The organism is Rhodococcus sp. TAF43, from assembly GCF_052113525.1.
Lineage (GTDB): Bacteria > Actinomycetota > Actinomycetes > Mycobacteriales > Mycobacteriaceae > Prescottella.
Map to the genome: position 1 here is coordinate 16450 of NZ_JBFRDL010000023.1, position 15519 is coordinate 31968.

Below are 15519 nucleotides of genomic sequence, written 5' to 3' on the forward strand. Positions count from 1 at the left end.
GCTCGATCTTCTCCACCCGTGTAGTTCGTCGGTTCGGACGTGGTTGCACAACAATCCGAACGGTTTCCTAGGATCACGGACGTGTCCGCCCCCGTCTCCGCCAAAGCCCGCGCGCGCGACATCGATCGCGCCCAGACCTGTGGACTCCTGGACGCCGGATACAGCGAGGGGCAGCTCGATCCGACCGAGTATCAGACCCGGACCGCGCAGGCCATGAAGGCCAAGACGCTCGGGGAACTCGCCTCTCTCGTCGAGGACCTGCAGATTCCCGAGCATCTCGTCGAAGCCGCACGGGAGGCCACGCCGGCACCTCGCAGACGTGTCCCGGGTCGCGCTGTGGCCGCGATCGTGGTTGCGGTCGTGGCGATCTGCGGAACGGTGATGTACACGAATCGAGGCGACGCCGCGGCGCCCGAGGCGGTCGTCGCCGCCGAACCGGCCCCTGTCGCGCCCGGCGAGCCGCAGCCGATCGTGGTCGAGCCGCTCGATCCTCGCTCACCCGAGGGGATCCGCGACTTCCTGCGTCAGTACGAGCTGAAGTTCGGTGATCTGCAGGTGGACGACGTGATCTTCTACCCGACCTACGTGTTCTTCACCCGGATGTTGGACGGCCAACCGCATCGCGCACAGGACTGGAGCTTCCGCGGCGGGTTCTCGACGGTGCGGGAGCCCGATTCGCGACCCCTGGACACCACCACGGTCGACCTCGCGGACCTCGACGTCGACCGACTCGCCGAGGTGCTCACGACCGGGCCGGGCCGTGTCGGGATGCCGGCGGCCCAGGTCGAGCACATCTTCGTGCGACCGGATTCGACGGCGGGCGAGGGCCTGGTCAGCTACCTGTTCGAGGACCACGAGAAGCAGACGGGAATGGTGGACACGCGGATGGACGGCACCGTCGTCGACGTCTCGCCGGCCCAGGGGCGATGAGCATGCCGAACCGCCGCACCCCGGACTACCTCGATCGACTCGTCCGAGACCTGCAGGCGCCGAGCGACACCGTCGCGCCGTCGCCACAGCCGCAGAGCACCCGCTGGATCGTCGCGCTCGCGGCGGCCGTCGTCGTGGTGTGCGGCATCGTCGTGGTCACCTCGAATCGGGATCATGCCGGTCCGGCCGGCCCCAAGGTGGGCACCGAGCTGATCACCGCGGCGGGGCTCGGGCAGATGCTCGACGACATCGACCGGCAACTGGGCGACTCGGAGGTCGACAGCCTGACGATCTACCCCGGGTACGCGTCGATCTCGCGTCCGGTTCCCGGTGCGCCCGGTAGCGAGCAGTCGTATCGGTACGAGGACGGACAGCTGACGGACACCGGAACCTCGCCGGGCCGCACCGAGGGCGTACCCGTCGACCTCACCGAACTCCGCCCGAACGTCCCCCAGCTGATCGGGCTCGTCTACGGCGCCGATCGCACACTCCGGGTGAGCGACCCGACCCAGATCTTCCTGGACGCGAAGCGCGGCGACGACGGGCCGGTCGTGAACATCCACCTGAAGAACGAGACCTCGGGCGCCAGTGGCTTCCTGACGGTCGGTTTCGACGGCGCCGTCCGCAGCGTCTACCGATCCGACCAGTAGGTCTTCCACCTGCTGTTTTCGCTCAACTGTGTGCCCGTATATATCGGTGCGATATAGTTGGCAATCGCATCTATCGGTTATGTTCGGGACACTCAGGGGGTGTGATCTTGCTCGAGCTCGCAATTCTCGGGCTGCTCCTCGAGTCACCCATGCACGGATACGAGCTGCGCAAGCGGCTGACCGGCCTGCTCGGTGCGTTCCGCGCCTTCTCCTACGGCTCGCTCTACCCGACCCTTCGGCGCATGCAGGCCGACGGGTTGATCGCCGAGGACGCCGGCGCGGACGGCACCGTCAAGCGCCGGGCGCGTCGCGTGTACGAGCTCACCCCCACCGGTCGGAAACGATTCTCCGAGCTGGTGGCGGACACGGGGCCCCAGAACTACACCGACGACGGGTTCGGCGTGCACCTTGCCTTCTTCAGCCGCACCCCCGCCGAGGCGCGGATGCGGATTCTGGAAGGCAGGCGACGTCAGGTCGAGGAGCGCCGTGAGGGTCTCCGGGACGCCGTCGGGCGGGCCACCGGATCACTCGACCGCTACACCCRCCAGCTCCATCAGCTCGGTCTCGAGTCGAGCGAACGGGAAGTGCGGTGGCTGAACGAGCTGATCGCCGCCGAACAATCATCAACAGCAACAGCACCCAAGAAAAACGAAGGAGAACCCGACCATGGGTGAGAACAGCACCGCGGTGCGCGTAGCCATTGTGGGCGTGGGTAACTGTGCCTCGTCCCTGGTCCAGGGCGTGCAGTACTACAAGGACGCGGATGAGAACTCCACCGTCCCCGGCCTGATGCACGTCAAGTTCGGCCAGTACCACGTGCGCGACGTCCAGTTCGTCGCCGCCTTCGACGTCGACGCCAAGAAGGTCGGGTTCGACCTGTCCGAGGCGATCAACGCCAGCGAGAACAACACCATCAAGATCGCCGACGTCCCGCCGCTGGACGTCCCCGTCCTGCGTGGCCCGACGCTCGACGGCATCGGCAAGTACTACGCGCAGACCATCGAGGTCTCCGACGCCGAGCCCGTCGACGTCGTCGCCGCGCTCAAGGCTGCCAAGGTCGACGTCCTCGTGTCCTACCTGCCGGTGGGCTCGGAAGAGGCCGACAAGTTCTACGCGCAGTGCTGCATCGACGCCGGTGTCGCGTTCGTCAACGCGCTGCCCGTCTTCATCGCCTCCGACCCGGCGTGGGCCGAGAAGTTCCGCGCGGCCGGTGTCCCGATCGTCGGCGACGACATCAAGAGCCAGGTCGGCGCCACCATCACCCACCGCGTGATGGCGAAGCTGTTCGAGGACCGCGGCGTGGTGCTGGACCGCACATACCCGGTGACGCCCCGCTGAACCTGGAGTACAAGCTCGAGGTCTGGGACTCCCCGAACTCGGCCGGCATCATCATCGACGCCATCCGTGCAGCGAAGATCGCCAAGGACCGCGGCCTCGGCGGCCCGATCCTGCCGGCCTCGGCATACCTGATGAAGTCCCCGCCGGTCCAGATGGCCGACGACAAGGCTCGCACCGAGCTCGAGGCCTTCATCATCGGCGCCGAGTAGAACCAGCCGTACAACGCACCTGTGGCGGTGGGTGAGTCTCCGGACTCATCCACCGCCACAGGTGTTTTCGAGCCGGTTTCGGTGTGGCCGCGGATAATCGGTGGCCGGTACGGATCGCCGGTGTTACCTTCGTCGGCATGGGCACACTGAATTCCTAGATCGGGACGCCGCGTCGAGCATGCTCCGCGGCGAGTCCTGGGCGCACGCACCTCCGTTCGGACGGGTCGGTCGTGCGAGGACTCATTCCTCTCGATCACCCGGACCTGTTCCGGGGGCAAGGACCGCACCATGCCCGTTCCTCAATCCTCCCTCCGCGCCGTCTCGAAGCGCTTCGGCGATCGCGTCGTCCTCGACGGTGTCGATCTGGCGATCGCGCCGGGCGAGAAGGTCGGTGTCGTCGGCGACAACGGCTCCGGCAAGTCGACCCTGCTCGCACTGCTGGCCGGACGCACACCCCCCGACAACGGTGACGTCCGCGTCGTCGCACCGGGTGGCGTCGCGTACGCCGCGCAGTCGCTGGACCTGCCCGACGATGCGACGGTCCAGGCTGCGATCGATCACATCCTCCGCGACGTGCGCGCACTGGAAGCGCGGATCCGCGGCATCGAACGGCGCCTGTCCAGCGCCGACGCCGACGAACTGCCGATCCTGCTCACCGAATACACCGATGCCACAAGCCTTTTCGAGTCTGTCGACGGCTACACGGTCGACGATCGGGTCGACGGCGGCCTGCACGCGCTCGGCCTGCCGCACCTCGACCGGTCCCGTCGGCTCGGCACGCTCTCGGGCGGGGAACAGGCCCGGTTGGCACTCGCCACGAGTCTGGCCTCGAACGTCGAACTGCTCCTGCTCGACGAACCCACCAACGACCTCGACGACGCCGCCGTCGCGTGGCTCGAGGAGCGTCTGCTCGGCCACCGGGGAACCGTGGTGGCGGTGACGCACGATCGCGAGTTCCTGGCGCGTCTGACGCCGGTGATCCTCGAGGTCGCCGACCGGGGTGTCCGGCGCTACGGGGACGGCTACGACGGGTATCTCACCGCGAAGGCGGCCGAGCGGCGGCGGCACCTGCAGGAGTACGACGACTGGCGGTTCGAACTCGCCCGCAACGCACGACTCGTCGAGGCGAATGCGTCTCGACTGGAGGCGATCCCCCGCAAACAGGACAAGGCGGGGTTCGGCCACGGCGCGTTCCGGGCCCGCGGTCGTGCTCACGGGGCGATGGGACGAATCCGCAACGCCAAGGAGCGGATCGGGAGGCTGACGCTGAACGAGGTTGCGCTACCGCCGGATCCGCTGCGATTCACCCCGTCGCTGTCCGCGTGGGTCCCGCAGTCGCCCGAGGGCCCGCTGGTGCGGCTGCACGAGGTGCGTGTCGGCTCACGGCTGACGGTCCCCGACCTCGAGGTGCGGCCCGGAGGTCGCCTCCTGGTGACCGGCCCCAACGGCGCAGGCAAGACGACGCTGCTGCGGGTGATCGCGGGCGAGGTCGTCCCCGACAGCGGCGACGTTCACGCGCCCGCGCGGGTGGGATTCCTGCGGCAGAAGGGACGTGCATGGCCCGCGGCGGCGACGCTGTCGCAGGCGTTCGCCGCCGAGCGACCCGGATACGTGGAGGATGCGGCCGCGGAACTGCTCTCGCTGGGCCTGTTCCGGCCCGACGATCTGCATCGACCGCTGGCGGATCTGTCGTTCGGCCAGCGCCGACGCCTCGAGGTCGCGCTGCTGGTCACCAGCGGCGCCGACCTGATGCTGGTGGACGAGCCCACCAATCACCTGTCGCCGGCGCTGGTCGAGGAGTTGGAGCAGGCGCTCGACGCGTTCGCGGGCACCGTCGTCCTGGTGACCCATGACAGGCGGATGCGTCGACGATTCCGCGGCGACCACCTCGCGCTGTGACCCGACTACCGGATCAGCGGGCCGGTCACCACGTCGGGTGGACGCCGTTGCTCCGCAGCCAGACCTGCGGATCGACCTGCCGGCCGCTGGGATCCCAGACCTCGAAGTGCAGGTGAGGACCCGTCGACTGACCGCGGTTGCCGACCGTGGCGATCTGCTGGCCCGCGGTGACGCGCTGGCCGACGCTGACGAGGTAGGTGTCGACATGGCCGTACACCGTGATGGTGCCGTCGTTGTGCTGCACGCGGACCCACTGCCCGAATCCGGAGGCCGGGCCGGCCGAGATCACGGATCCGGCGGCGGCCGAGTAGATCGGTGTGCCGATGCTCGCACCGATGTCGATGCCGTCGTGGTGGCTGCCACCGCGCGGGCCGTAGCCGGATGTCAGGGTGCCGGAAACCGGCTGTACCACAGCGGAACTCGAGACCACACTGTGGACGAAGCCGGCCGCGGGGGCCGCGGAGGCGGTGGCGGCGCCGAGCTGCGTCCCTCCGACGAGGAGGGTCCCGGCGATGGCCACGAATGCCGCCGCCTTCCGCGACCGGCGGCCGGCGGCGGACTCGGAGGGGTTGATCTTGCGAACGAAACGGTGCGATGGCTGGTGGTGCTTGCCCACGGGTATTACCTCATTTGTGTCTTGCCCATCGGCCCGAGGAGGGGTGCTCCCATGGGGCCCGTCACAAAAGGGTAACGAAGCTATATCAATCCGTCGAGCGTTATCGAATATTTATCTTGGCGCGTTATAAACCGACCGGTTTCTCGATCCGTGCAGGTCAGGGGGATACCGCCGTCCGCGCCGACCTACGCCATCCTCGACACCACCGACAGCGGCAGCACCTTCATCGCCATCGACACCGGCGACCACGGCCACGCCGGGACGTAGGCCTTGTTCGGTTCCTTCTCGATCGCCGCCGCCAGCGCGCGACAACCGGTCTCGGTGTCGACGATGAACGGCACCTTCTTCACCTTCTCGTTGATCTCGGAGCGGATGAAGCCCGGGAAGATGGTGCTGACGTCGATGCCGGTCCTCGCCAGATCCGCCCGCATGCCCTCACCGAGCGCCGCGACCCCCGCCTTCGACGCCGCGTAGGTGGTGAGGTTGCGCGGCATGCCGCGCATCGCGCTCACCGACGAGATCAGCACCACGTGTCCGGCGTCCCGCGGGCGGAACAACTCGAGCGCCGCCTCGCTCTGCGCGAGGGCACCAAGGAAGTTGGTGCGCGCCGTCGCTGCGTTGGCGCGGAAGTACCCGGTGCCCAACGGTTGCCCCTTGCCGAGGCCGGCGTTGACGATCACCCGGTCCAGGCCGCCGAGTTCCTCGTCGAACTCGGTGAACACGCTGAACACCTGGTCGTGAACGTCGACGTCGAGCTTGCGGATTGCCACTCGGATCCGGGGATGCGCGGCGAGCAGTTCGTCGCGCAACTCCTCGAGCCGCTCGGTCCGGCGGGCCGCCAGCGCGAGATTGCGTCCCCGCGCGGCGAATTCGCGGGCCATCCCGCGGCCGAGACCCGAGCTGGCGCCCGTGATGAGAATGTTCCTGCGTGGCGCGCGGCTGCCCACTACTTGCCCTCCGTCATCGTGTCGATCAGTTCGTTACAGCGAGTGTCCAGGTAGCCCACCGCGATCCAGAAGTGTTCGAACGCCGGGTTGGTGGTCTGCCCGTGGTGGTAGCGGTAGTAGATCTGCTGCGCGATCACCGCGAGACGGAAGAGCCCGAACACCTCGTAGAAGCCCCAGTCGTCGACGGGCAGCCCGGTGCGCTCGGCGTAGTAGTCGACGATCTCGCGGCGGGTGAGCATGCCCGGCAGGTCCGACGGCTGCCGCTTGGTGGCCTGCATCATCGGATGATCGTCGGCCTGCACCCAGTACGCCAGGCTCGAGCCGAGGTCCATCAGCGGATCGCCGATCGTGGCGAGCTCCCAGTCCAGGACGGCGCGGGGCCGCAGGTCGTCGCCGAGCACGATGTTGTCGAGCCGGAAGTCGCCGTGAATCACCCGCGAGGCGACGTCGGCCGGCCGGTTGTCGTCGAGCCACTTCGCGACCCGCGCGAAGTCCGGCACGTTGTCGGTGCGGGCGGCCGCGTAACGCTTGGTCCAACCGGCCACCTGGCGGGCGACGTACCCTGTGCCGCGACCGAACTCCTCCAGGCCCGCCGACGCCGGGTCCACGCCGTGCAGTTCGATCAGCAGGTCGATCACCCGCAGGCACAGCTCACGCGTGTTCTCCGGGGTGAGCCCCAGTTCGGCCGGGGGAGCGGAACGCAGGATGGCGCCCTCGACGCGTCCCATGACGTAGAAGTCGCTGCCGAGCACCGACGGGTCGGTGCACAGGCCCACCATCGCCGGCACGTGCGGGTACACGGGCGCGAGCAGCGACTGGATGCGGTACTCACGGACCATGTCGTGCCCGGACGACGGCTTCGCGCCGGCCGGCGGACGGCGCAGCACCAGGTCGCGATCCGGGTAGCGCAGCAGGTACGTCAGGTTGGACGCCCCGCCCGCGAACTGGCGCACCTCGGGCACGCCTTCGAGTTCAGCGGAGCCGTTGTCCCGCAACCACTGTGCGACGGCATCGACGTCGAACGCGTCCTCGCCGCGGACGGTGCGCGCGTTGTCCGGCAGCGCCGGCATCTTCGGGCTCACTGGTACTTCCCCAGCTCGAAGCGGGCGACCAGACCCTGGTGGACCTCGTCGGGGCCGTCGGCGAGGCGCAGCGCACGGGCCGCCGTCCACGCACCGGCGAGCGGGAAGTCCTCGGAAAGCCCTCCGCCGCCGTGGATCTGGATTGCGAAGTCGATCACCTGCTGCACCACGCGGGGGGTGGCGACCTTGATCTCGGAGACGGCGGACCGCGCGCCGAACAGGCCCTGCGTGTCGAGCAGCCAGGCGGTGTTGAGCACCAGCAGCCGCAACTGGTTGATCGCGATGCGGGCGTCGGCGATGCGCTCGCGGTTGCCCCCGAGGTTGACCAGCGGCTTGCCGAAGGCGACGCGTTCGGTGCCGCGGCGGATCGCGAGTTCGAGTGCGGCCTCGGCCAGGCCGATCAGGCGCATGCAGTGGTGCACGCGGCCCGGCCCGAGCCGGCCCTGCGCGATCTCGAATCCCCGTCCGGGACCGGCGATGATCGCGTCCAACGGCAGCCGGACGTCGGTGAACGACACCTCGCCGTGCCCACCGGGTTCGTCGTAGAAGCCCATCGTCGAGAGCATCCGCTCGACCTTCACACCGGGGGTGTCCATCGGCACCAGCACCATCGAATGCCGTTGATGCTTGGTCGCTTCCGGGTCGGTGAGACCCATGAAGATGAGGATCTTGCAGTCGGGGCTGCCGATCCCGGTGCTCCACCACTTGCGGCCGCCCAGCACCACCTCGTCACCGTCGACGACGGCGGTCGCCGCCATGTTGGTGGCGTCGGACGACGCGACGTCGGGCTCGGTCATGCAGAACGCGGACCGAATCTCACCGTCCAGCAACGGTGTCAGCCAGCGCTCCTTCTGCTCGGCGCTGCCGTAGTGGTACAGCACCTCCATGTTGCCGGTGTCGGGGGCGTCGCAGTTGAAGATCGCGGAGACGAACGGCGAGCGTCCCATCTCCTCGGCGAGCGGGGCGTACTCGACGTTGGTCAGGCCGGCGCCGAGTTCGGCGTCGGGCAGGAAGAGGTTCCACAGGCCCTGCGCGCGGGCCTCGGCCTGCAGCGCGCGGAACTCRTCGGACACCTGCCACATCGCGGCACCGGGGACGTCGGCGCGCTGCGCGAACGGTGCCACCCGCTCGGCCCGCAGTCGCGCCTCGACGGGCGCGACCTCGGTCGCGATGAACGCCCGCAGTCGATCGAGGTACTCCTTCGACCGCGCGCTTTGTGCGAAATCCATGCCAGCCTCCGTGCCGTCGACTAACTGAGCATTGCTCAGTTAACCTAAACGTAGACTTGCCCCGCAATCAAGATCCTGGACGGTGTCATCTCGTGTCGACCGAAACTGCGGCCCCCCGGCGGCGGCTCCCACCGGAGGAGCGCAAGCGGCAACTCGTCGCGATCGGCCTGCAGGAACTCGCGGCCCGGCCCATCCATGCGCTGTCGATCGACCTGGTGGCCGAGAAGGCCGGCATCTCCCGCGGCCTGCTGTTCCGGTACTTCCCGACCAAGCAGGACTACTACGTCGCCGTCGTCGGCGCGGCCGCCCGGCGCCTGCTGCGCGCCGCGAAGGCAGACCCCGACGACGCGTCCGGTGAACCGCTGCGGGCCGTCGTGCACGCATTCGTCTCGTTCATCGACCGGCACGGCGCGAACTACCAGTCCTTCTTCCACGGCGGCTTCGGCGCCGACCCGCAGATCCAGGAGATCCGCGAACACATGAAGGACACCATGGTCGAGCGCACCCTCGAGGCCACCGACACACAGCCGTCCCCCGAGGCACGGATCCTCCTGCGCGGATGGTGGTCGATGGTCGAGAGCCTCGCCATCGACCGCACGATCGAACCGGTCTTCACCGTCGACGGCGTCGTCGACCACGCCCTCGCCGCGCTGCCGATGCCGCCCGGGCACCCCGCACCGTGGGAATCGGACCGGCCGCAGACATGACTTCCGTGCCCGCGCCAATTTTGTACACAACCCTCGAAAAGGTACAGAAAGGTACAGATTGGCGCGAGGCCGAAATGTTTGTTCCTAGCGGACCACGAGATCGGTGTCGGTGGCGCTGAGGCTGATCGGCGCGATCTGCTTGCCGCGCATCCAGTCCCGGACGAAGGCGTCCAGGGCGGGGTCGGAGGCGCGGGCGTCGAACGCGGACTGCGGGATCTCGATCGCGCCGACCAGGTGCCGCGGCTGCGCATCCAGTCCGGCACCGCGCGGTGCGAAGCGGAGCCCGTCCGCGGTATGCACGACGACGGGGATGGTCGTGCCGTCCGGCGCGGTCACCGTGGCCGCGCGGGTGGTGGCAACGGGATCGAAGTGGTCGATCGAGATCCGGTAGCCGGACGGGCCGGCGTGCAGGCCCACCTGGTCGAGCAGGCGTGGGTCCAGGATCGAGTACGGCAGCACGCTGTCCACCAGCACCTGGCCGTCCACCCACGCGTCGCGGGAGGGCAGTGACGTGGACAGGTTCCACGGCGCGGGCGGGGCCAGCGTGTCCGATGACCGGTCGAACGGCGAGTTCTCCAGCGGCGCACCGGGCAGGTCCGCTCCGGTTGCGGTGAAATCCCATGACGGCGCGTTCAGGTGCTTGTGCCAGAAGCCGGCGACGCCACCCGACCGGCCGGCCACCCGCAGCTCGCGGGCGTCGGGCCCGACGCCGGTGGAGTGCACGCTGATCGCCGAGGTGATCTCGCCGGGAATCTTGGGCTGACGCTTCCAGTCCTGCGCGGGCAGCTGGATCGCGGCGTACCCCTTGAACCACGACTCGAACGCCGAGTTCGGCGCGGTCGGCTTGCCCGTCTGGTCGTCCCAGCTGTAGCGGAAGAAGATGGAGTCCGAGCCGGTCGCGTCGGGATCGAAGTTCCGCGTGTACATGTCGCCGTACTTGTTCACCACGAACGTCGTCGACGCCGAGGACGACAGCGCAACGGACCGGAACCGGCCGCCCAGCGGGCCGCCGATCTCGTAGCTGTCGTCGATCGGCAGCCACGGGTCGGCGTACGTGATGCGACTGCCGTCGCCCGTCAGCGAGGGCACCATCGTCATCTTCGCCAGCCCGTAGTAGTGCAGGCGGCCCGCGGCGTCCGCGTACGTCTGGTTGTCCCACGGAGAGGCGACGCTCAGCGCCCACTGTCCGGGCGCCCCGCCGAGAAGGCGCTTGCCGCCGCCGGTCCAGATCGGGGCGCCGAACGCCGACGTCCAGTTCCAGGTCAACGGCGTCTGGGATGCGTTGTCCATGGTGTAGATCCAGCCGTCGGCGTCGATCGCGGCCAACTCGTCGTCGTCGGCGGAGATACCGACCAGCCTGCCCCGCAGGCACTCCGGCAACGGCGCGTACCGCCACGCCTCGGTGTTCGATCCGGTCCAGACGCGCGGACGGGTCAGCAGCGCGCCGTCCACCAGCGAGAAGTCCCAGAACTTGTTGAACTGCGTTGTCTGCGTGCGCAACTCGACCGACGATGGCGCGTGGTTGCCGGCGAACAACGGCAGGGTGTCGAGTCCCGCCCGCCAACCCGCCGAGGGCAGTCCCGGCGGCAACTGCGCGGTGCCGACGGGTACGCACGACGCGGGCCCGGACGCCGTCGCAGACGCCGTCGGCGCAGTGGACAACAGTCCGGTCATCACCGCCACGCACACGAGGGGTGCGGCGAGACGAGACGGGGAGCGCTTACTGCGGAGGACACGATCGATCACGTTCTCTGATATAGCAGCTGACCGACCGTTTGTTACATTTCATGTCGACCGTGTGACGCACGCCATTCACGGAGTCGCAAACTCGCCGGGTCAGCGCACTACCAGGTCACTCGCTGTCGCACTGAGAGTGATCGGTGCGATCTGCTTGCCGCGCATCCAGTCCCGGACGAAGGCATCCAGGGCAGGATCGGTGTCGCGGGCGTCGAACACGGTCTGCGGGATCTCGATCGCACCGACCAGGTGCCGCGGCTGATCGTCGAGCCCCGGTCCGCGTGCCTCGAACCGGAGACCGTCGGCGGTGTGCAGCAACACCGGGATCACCGCACCGTCGGGCGCCGTCACCGTGGCCTCGCGGGTGGTGGCAGCGGGATCGAAGTGCGACACCGCAATCCGGTACCCGGACGGTCCCGCCTGCTGGCCGACGGCGTCGAGCAGGCGCGGATCGACCAGCGTGTACGGCAGGCCGGCGTCGATGAGGAACTGCCCGTCGACGAGGGTGTCGCGGGCGGGGAGCGACGCCGACAGATTCCACGGCGCCGGGGGTGCGAGCGTCTCCGCCGACCGGTCGAACGGCGAGTTCTCCAGCGGCGTGCCGGGCAGGTCCGCGCCCGTCGCGGTGAACTCCCATGCCGGCGCGTCCAGATCCTTGTGCCAGAAGCCCGACGCGCCGCCGTCCTGCCGTCCCGCAACCCGCAACTCGCGGGCGCCGGGGCCGACGCCGGTGGAGTGCACGCTGATCGCCGACGTGATCTCGCCCGGAATCTTGGGCTGGCGCACCCAGTCCTGACCCGGCAACTGGATCGCGGCGGTGTCGCGGTCCAGCAACTCCGCGAACATGTTCGGTGCCGTGGGCTTGCCGGACTGGTCGTCCCAGCTGTAGCGGAAGAACACCGAGTCCGAACCGGACGCGTCGAAGTCGAAACTGCGGGTGTACATGTCGCCGTACTCGTTCACGACGAACGTCGTCGACCCGGCCGACGACAGGGCGATCGACCGGAACCGGCCGCCGAGCGGGCCGCCGATCTCGTAGCTCTGATCGTTCGGCAGCCACGGGTCGGCGTAGGTGATACGGCTGCCGTCGCCGGTGAGCGCGGGCACCATCGTCATCTTGCCCAGCCCGACGTAGTGCACGCGGCCCGCGGCATCGGTGTAGGTCTGGTTGTCCCACGGCGACGAGACACTGAGCGCCCACGTGCCCGGTTCGGTGCCCGGCAGCCGCTGGCCCGACCCGGTCCACAGCGGCGCACCGAAGGCCGAGGTCCAGTTCCAGAACAGCGGAGCCTGCGACACGTTGTCCATCGTGTAGATCCACCCGGCGTCGTCCACGGCGATCAACTCGTCGTCGTCCACCGAGATTCCGACCAGACGGTCCCGCAGACATTCGGGCAGCGGCGCGTACCGCCACGGCTCGGCGTCGGATCCGGCCCGCGGTCGCGTCAGCAACGCGGCGTCGACCAGGGCGAAGTCCCAGAACCGATTGAACTGTGTTGTCTGTGTGCGCAGCTCCACCGACGACGGCGCGTTGTCCCCGACGAACTCCGGGAGACGCTCGAGCCCGTCGCGCCCGCCCTGGGACGGCAACCCGGGTGGCAGCTGAGCGGTGCCGAACGGCACGCAGGCAGCCGGGCGCGTGGTCTCCGCGGCGGCCACCGGCGCCCACGCCAACAGCCCGGCAACTACCGCGACACCGGCCAACGGCGCGCGGAGACGGAAAACCTGGGAGGGGCGCGCGGGCTCAGTCACGGTAACGAGTACACCTTCCGAATCGTGATTCTTCAATCACGGATGCGACACGTATGCACCCGATCTTGACCTGCGTCACGCCCCCACACCCGACCGTCGACTCAGCCCGGCAACGTGATCTTGACCCCGGGCAGGATCTCGATGACGCGACCGCTCGGGGGCGGCGGAAGCTGCGGTGCCGGTGCGGGCGCGGGAGCCGGTGCGGCCGGGGCCGGCGAATTGGCCGTGCTCTGGCCGGACCCCGATGCGCCCGATCCCGCCCCGGTGTACGCCGGGACACCGGCCTGACCACCGATCGGCGCCGGCCAGGGGAACTTCTCGACGTCGGTGTCCTCGAGCGCGCCGTCCATCGTCTTCTTCCAGATGTCCGACGGCAGACCCGAGCCGTACACGGAGCCGCCCCAGGTGTTCTCGATGGCCTTCGCGTCGGCCGTGCCGATCCACACCGCGGTGGACAGCTGCGGGGTGTACCCCACCATCCAGGCGTCCTTGTTCTGCCCGGTGTCGCCGAGCTGTGCGGTGCCGGTCTTCGACGCCGACGGTCGGCCACCGGCCAGTCCGTGGCTGCGCGAGTACGACGCGATCGGCAGCATCGCCTGCGTGACGTTGTCCGCGACCGCCGCGTCGAGCCTGCGTTCACCCTCGGGCGCCGGCCGGTCCAGCAGCACGACACCGTCCGCCGTCACGACCTTCTGCACGAAGTACGGCTTGTGGTACATGCCCGACGCCGCCAGCGTCGCATACGCCGACGCCATGTCGATCGGCCGGGACAGGTACTGGCCCAGCACAATTCCGTTCTCCGGCGAACCACCCTCCTGCGTGAGCGTGGGGTACTGCCATCCCGGCACCGTCTCCGGGATGCCGGCGGCGTGTGCGGCGTCCGCGATCTTCTGCGCACCGTCGTCCATCGCCAACGTGAGGCGGTAGAAGCTGGTGTTGAGGGACCGCTTGAGCGCCTCGGCGATGGTGCACTTGCCGCAGGACTCGCCCTCGACGTTGGTGATGGTCACGCCGTAGACGGAGAGGGGACCGCTGTCGTACATCTGCGACAGCGGGATGTCCTGCTGCAGTGCGGCGACCAGCCCGAACACCTTGAACGAGGAACCCGTCTGGAGTCCGGCCTGCGCGAAGTCGAAGCCCTTGCCGTCGGCGCCGCCGTAGTAGGCGCGCACCGCACCCGACTTCGGGTCGACCGACACCACGGCGGTGCGCAGGTTCTCGGGTTCACCGTCGAGCGTGTCGGCGACCGCGTCCAGCGCGGCCTGCTGCGCCGTGGGATCGATGGTGGTGGTGATCTGCAGTCCCTCGGTGTTCAGATCCTGTTCACTGACACCGGATTCGGCGAGTTCACGCAGCACCTGCGCGCGGATGAGGCCCTCCGGGCCCGGCGCCGCACCTGCATCCGCGAGCGGCGCCGTCGGGAGCACGTCCGGGAACTGCATCGCCCCGCGCTCGACGGACGACAGCGCCGACATCGTGACCATGCCGTCCAGCACGTAGTCCCAACGCGCCTTCAACGCTGCCGGATTGGTGACGGGATCGAGGCTCGACGGGCTCTGGATCACCGCAGCCAGCACGGCACCCTCGGCCACCGTCAGCTCGCCCAGCGGCTTGCCGAAGTACGCGTCGGACGCGGCCGCGATGCCGTACGCGCCGCGGCCGAAGTAGATGGTGTTGAGGTACGCGGCCAGGATCTCGTCCTTGGACCACTCGCGCGCCATCTTCGACGAGATCACCAGTTCCTTCATCTTGCGGGTCACCGACCGCTCCGACCCGACCAGCGTGTTCTTCACGTACTGCTGGGTGATGGTGGAGCCACCGCCGGCGCTGTCCTTGCCGAGCACGTTGTCGCGGGCCGCGCGAGCGAATCCGGAAACCGAGAATCCCGGGTTCGAATAGAAGTCGCGGTCCTCGGCCGAGAGCACCGCGTTGCGCACATGACCGGGGATCTGGTCGATCGTGACCTCGGTGCGGTTGCCCTCCGGCGGCACGACGCGGGCGATCTCCGTGGTTCCGTCGGCCGCGAGGATCGTCGACACCTGGTTGGTCTTCATATCGCCGGGCCGCGGCACGTCCGCGTCCTTGTAGGCGACACCGAACGCGATCAACGGGGTGGCGATCAGCAGTACGAGCACGCACAGCGTCACGTACAGGGCGATCCGACGGCCGCGCCGGCGCGGTTTGCGTCGCCGAGCCTTGGTGGCGGGCGGGCCGGATTCCGGACTACCCGCGGCTTCCGTGTTTGTTGAATTCACAATGGAACTTCCGTCTCAATCGGTACACTCGTCCGAATTTTTGCACTGCGCAGCGTCTTCGAGCCGCATTTACCGCGACACGCAGCAACCCCCGCAAACCTCTCGAACAGGTTGACATCGGACGGCGACCAGTGCAACCTCTATTTCACTATTGTTGTAGTGAAATGG

12 protein-coding genes and 1 pseudogene are annotated in these 15519 nt (G+C 68.7%); 6 read left to right on the plus strand and 7 right to left on the minus strand.

Features of this window, described 5'->3' with window-relative positions:
- Positions 1-81 precede the first annotated feature (81 nt).
- The 5 genes and pseudogenes from AB4Z09_RS15730 to abc-f all read left to right on the plus strand — a co-directional run bounded on the left by AB4Z09_RS15730 (position 82) and on the right by abc-f (position 5026).
- Positions 82-930, plus strand: a complete 849-nt coding sequence (locus AB4Z09_RS15730) for a DUF1707 SHOCT-like domain-containing protein (RefSeq protein WP_442240131.1) — start codon at positions 82-84, stop codon at positions 928-930.
- Positions 927-1580 carry a DUF1707 SHOCT-like domain-containing protein gene (locus tag AB4Z09_RS15735; protein WP_442240132.1) on the plus strand — a complete coding sequence of 218 codons (654 nt, stop codon included), beginning with the start codon at positions 927-929 and terminating at the stop codon, positions 1578-1580. The genes AB4Z09_RS15730 and AB4Z09_RS15735 overlap by 4 nt, the downstream gene beginning before the upstream one ends.
- A gap of 107 nt (positions 1581-1687) precedes the next feature.
- The gene (locus tag AB4Z09_RS15740) at positions 1688-2254 is read left to right on the plus strand and encodes a PadR family transcriptional regulator (protein ID WP_442240176.1); all 567 of its coding nucleotides are present in this window, start codon (positions 1688-1690) and stop codon (positions 2252-2254) included.
- Positions 2247-3127 (plus strand): annotated as a pseudogene (locus AB4Z09_RS15745) (inositol-3-phosphate synthase). Before AB4Z09_RS15740 ends, AB4Z09_RS15745 begins: the two are co-directional and overlap by 8 nt.
- Positions 3128-3415: 288 nt before the next feature.
- Positions 3416-5026: a ribosomal protection-like ABC-F family protein gene (gene abc-f / locus AB4Z09_RS15750; protein ID WP_442240133.1), complete on the plus strand. Its 1611-nt coding sequence runs from the start codon at positions 3416-3418 to the stop codon at positions 5024-5026.
- Positions 5027-5051: 25 nt separating this feature from the next.
- Here the strand turns inward: abc-f and AB4Z09_RS15755 are convergent, their stop codons facing one another.
- From AB4Z09_RS15755 to AB4Z09_RS15770, 4 genes are all read right to left on the minus strand, one after another.
- Positions 5052-5642, minus strand: coding sequence for a M23 family metallopeptidase (locus AB4Z09_RS15755; RefSeq protein WP_174914152.1), 591 nt, complete (start codon positions 5640-5642; stop codon positions 5052-5054).
- Positions 5643-5827: 185 nt separating this feature from the next.
- On the minus strand, positions 5828-6589 hold the full coding sequence (locus tag AB4Z09_RS15760) for an SDR family oxidoreductase (RefSeq protein WP_174914154.1): 762 nt from the start codon (positions 6587-6589) through the stop codon (positions 5828-5830).
- A complete protein-coding gene (locus AB4Z09_RS15765) occupies positions 6589-7659 on the minus strand; it encodes a phosphotransferase family protein (protein ID WP_442240177.1) in 1071 nt (356 codons plus the stop codon). Before AB4Z09_RS15765 ends, AB4Z09_RS15760 begins: the two co-directional genes overlap by 1 nt.
- Positions 7660-7667: 8 nt before the next feature.
- Complete coding sequence (locus AB4Z09_RS15770; protein ID WP_442240134.1) at positions 7668-8900, minus strand: acyl-CoA dehydrogenase family protein; 1233 nt, start codon at positions 8898-8900, stop codon at positions 7668-7670.
- Between the two features lie 92 nt (positions 8901-8992).
- Between AB4Z09_RS15770 and AB4Z09_RS15775 the strand changes: the two genes are divergently transcribed.
- Positions 8993-9607, plus strand: a complete 615-nt coding sequence (locus tag AB4Z09_RS15775) for a TetR/AcrR family transcriptional regulator (protein WP_442240135.1) — start codon at positions 8993-8995, stop codon at positions 9605-9607.
- A gap of 84 nt (positions 9608-9691) precedes the next feature.
- On the opposite strand, the gene AB4Z09_RS15780 is transcribed toward AB4Z09_RS15775, so the two are convergent.
- The 3 genes from AB4Z09_RS15780 to AB4Z09_RS15790 form a co-directional block, all read right to left on the minus strand.
- Positions 9692-11281 (minus strand): hypothetical protein, encoded by a 1590-nt coding sequence (locus AB4Z09_RS15780; RefSeq protein WP_174915041.1) that lies wholly within the window; start codon positions 11279-11281, stop codon positions 9692-9694.
- A gap of 162 nt (positions 11282-11443) precedes the next feature.
- The gene (locus AB4Z09_RS15785) at positions 11444-13021 is read right to left on the minus strand and encodes a hypothetical protein (RefSeq protein ID WP_441346837.1); all 1578 of its coding nucleotides are present in this window, start codon (positions 13019-13021) and stop codon (positions 11444-11446) included.
- 176 nt (positions 13022-13197) lie between these two features.
- The gene (locus AB4Z09_RS15790; RefSeq protein ID WP_442240136.1) at positions 13198-15351 is read right to left on the minus strand and encodes a transglycosylase domain-containing protein; all 2154 of its coding nucleotides are present in this window, start codon (positions 15349-15351) and stop codon (positions 13198-13200) included.
- Positions 15352-15519 lie beyond the last annotated feature (168 nt).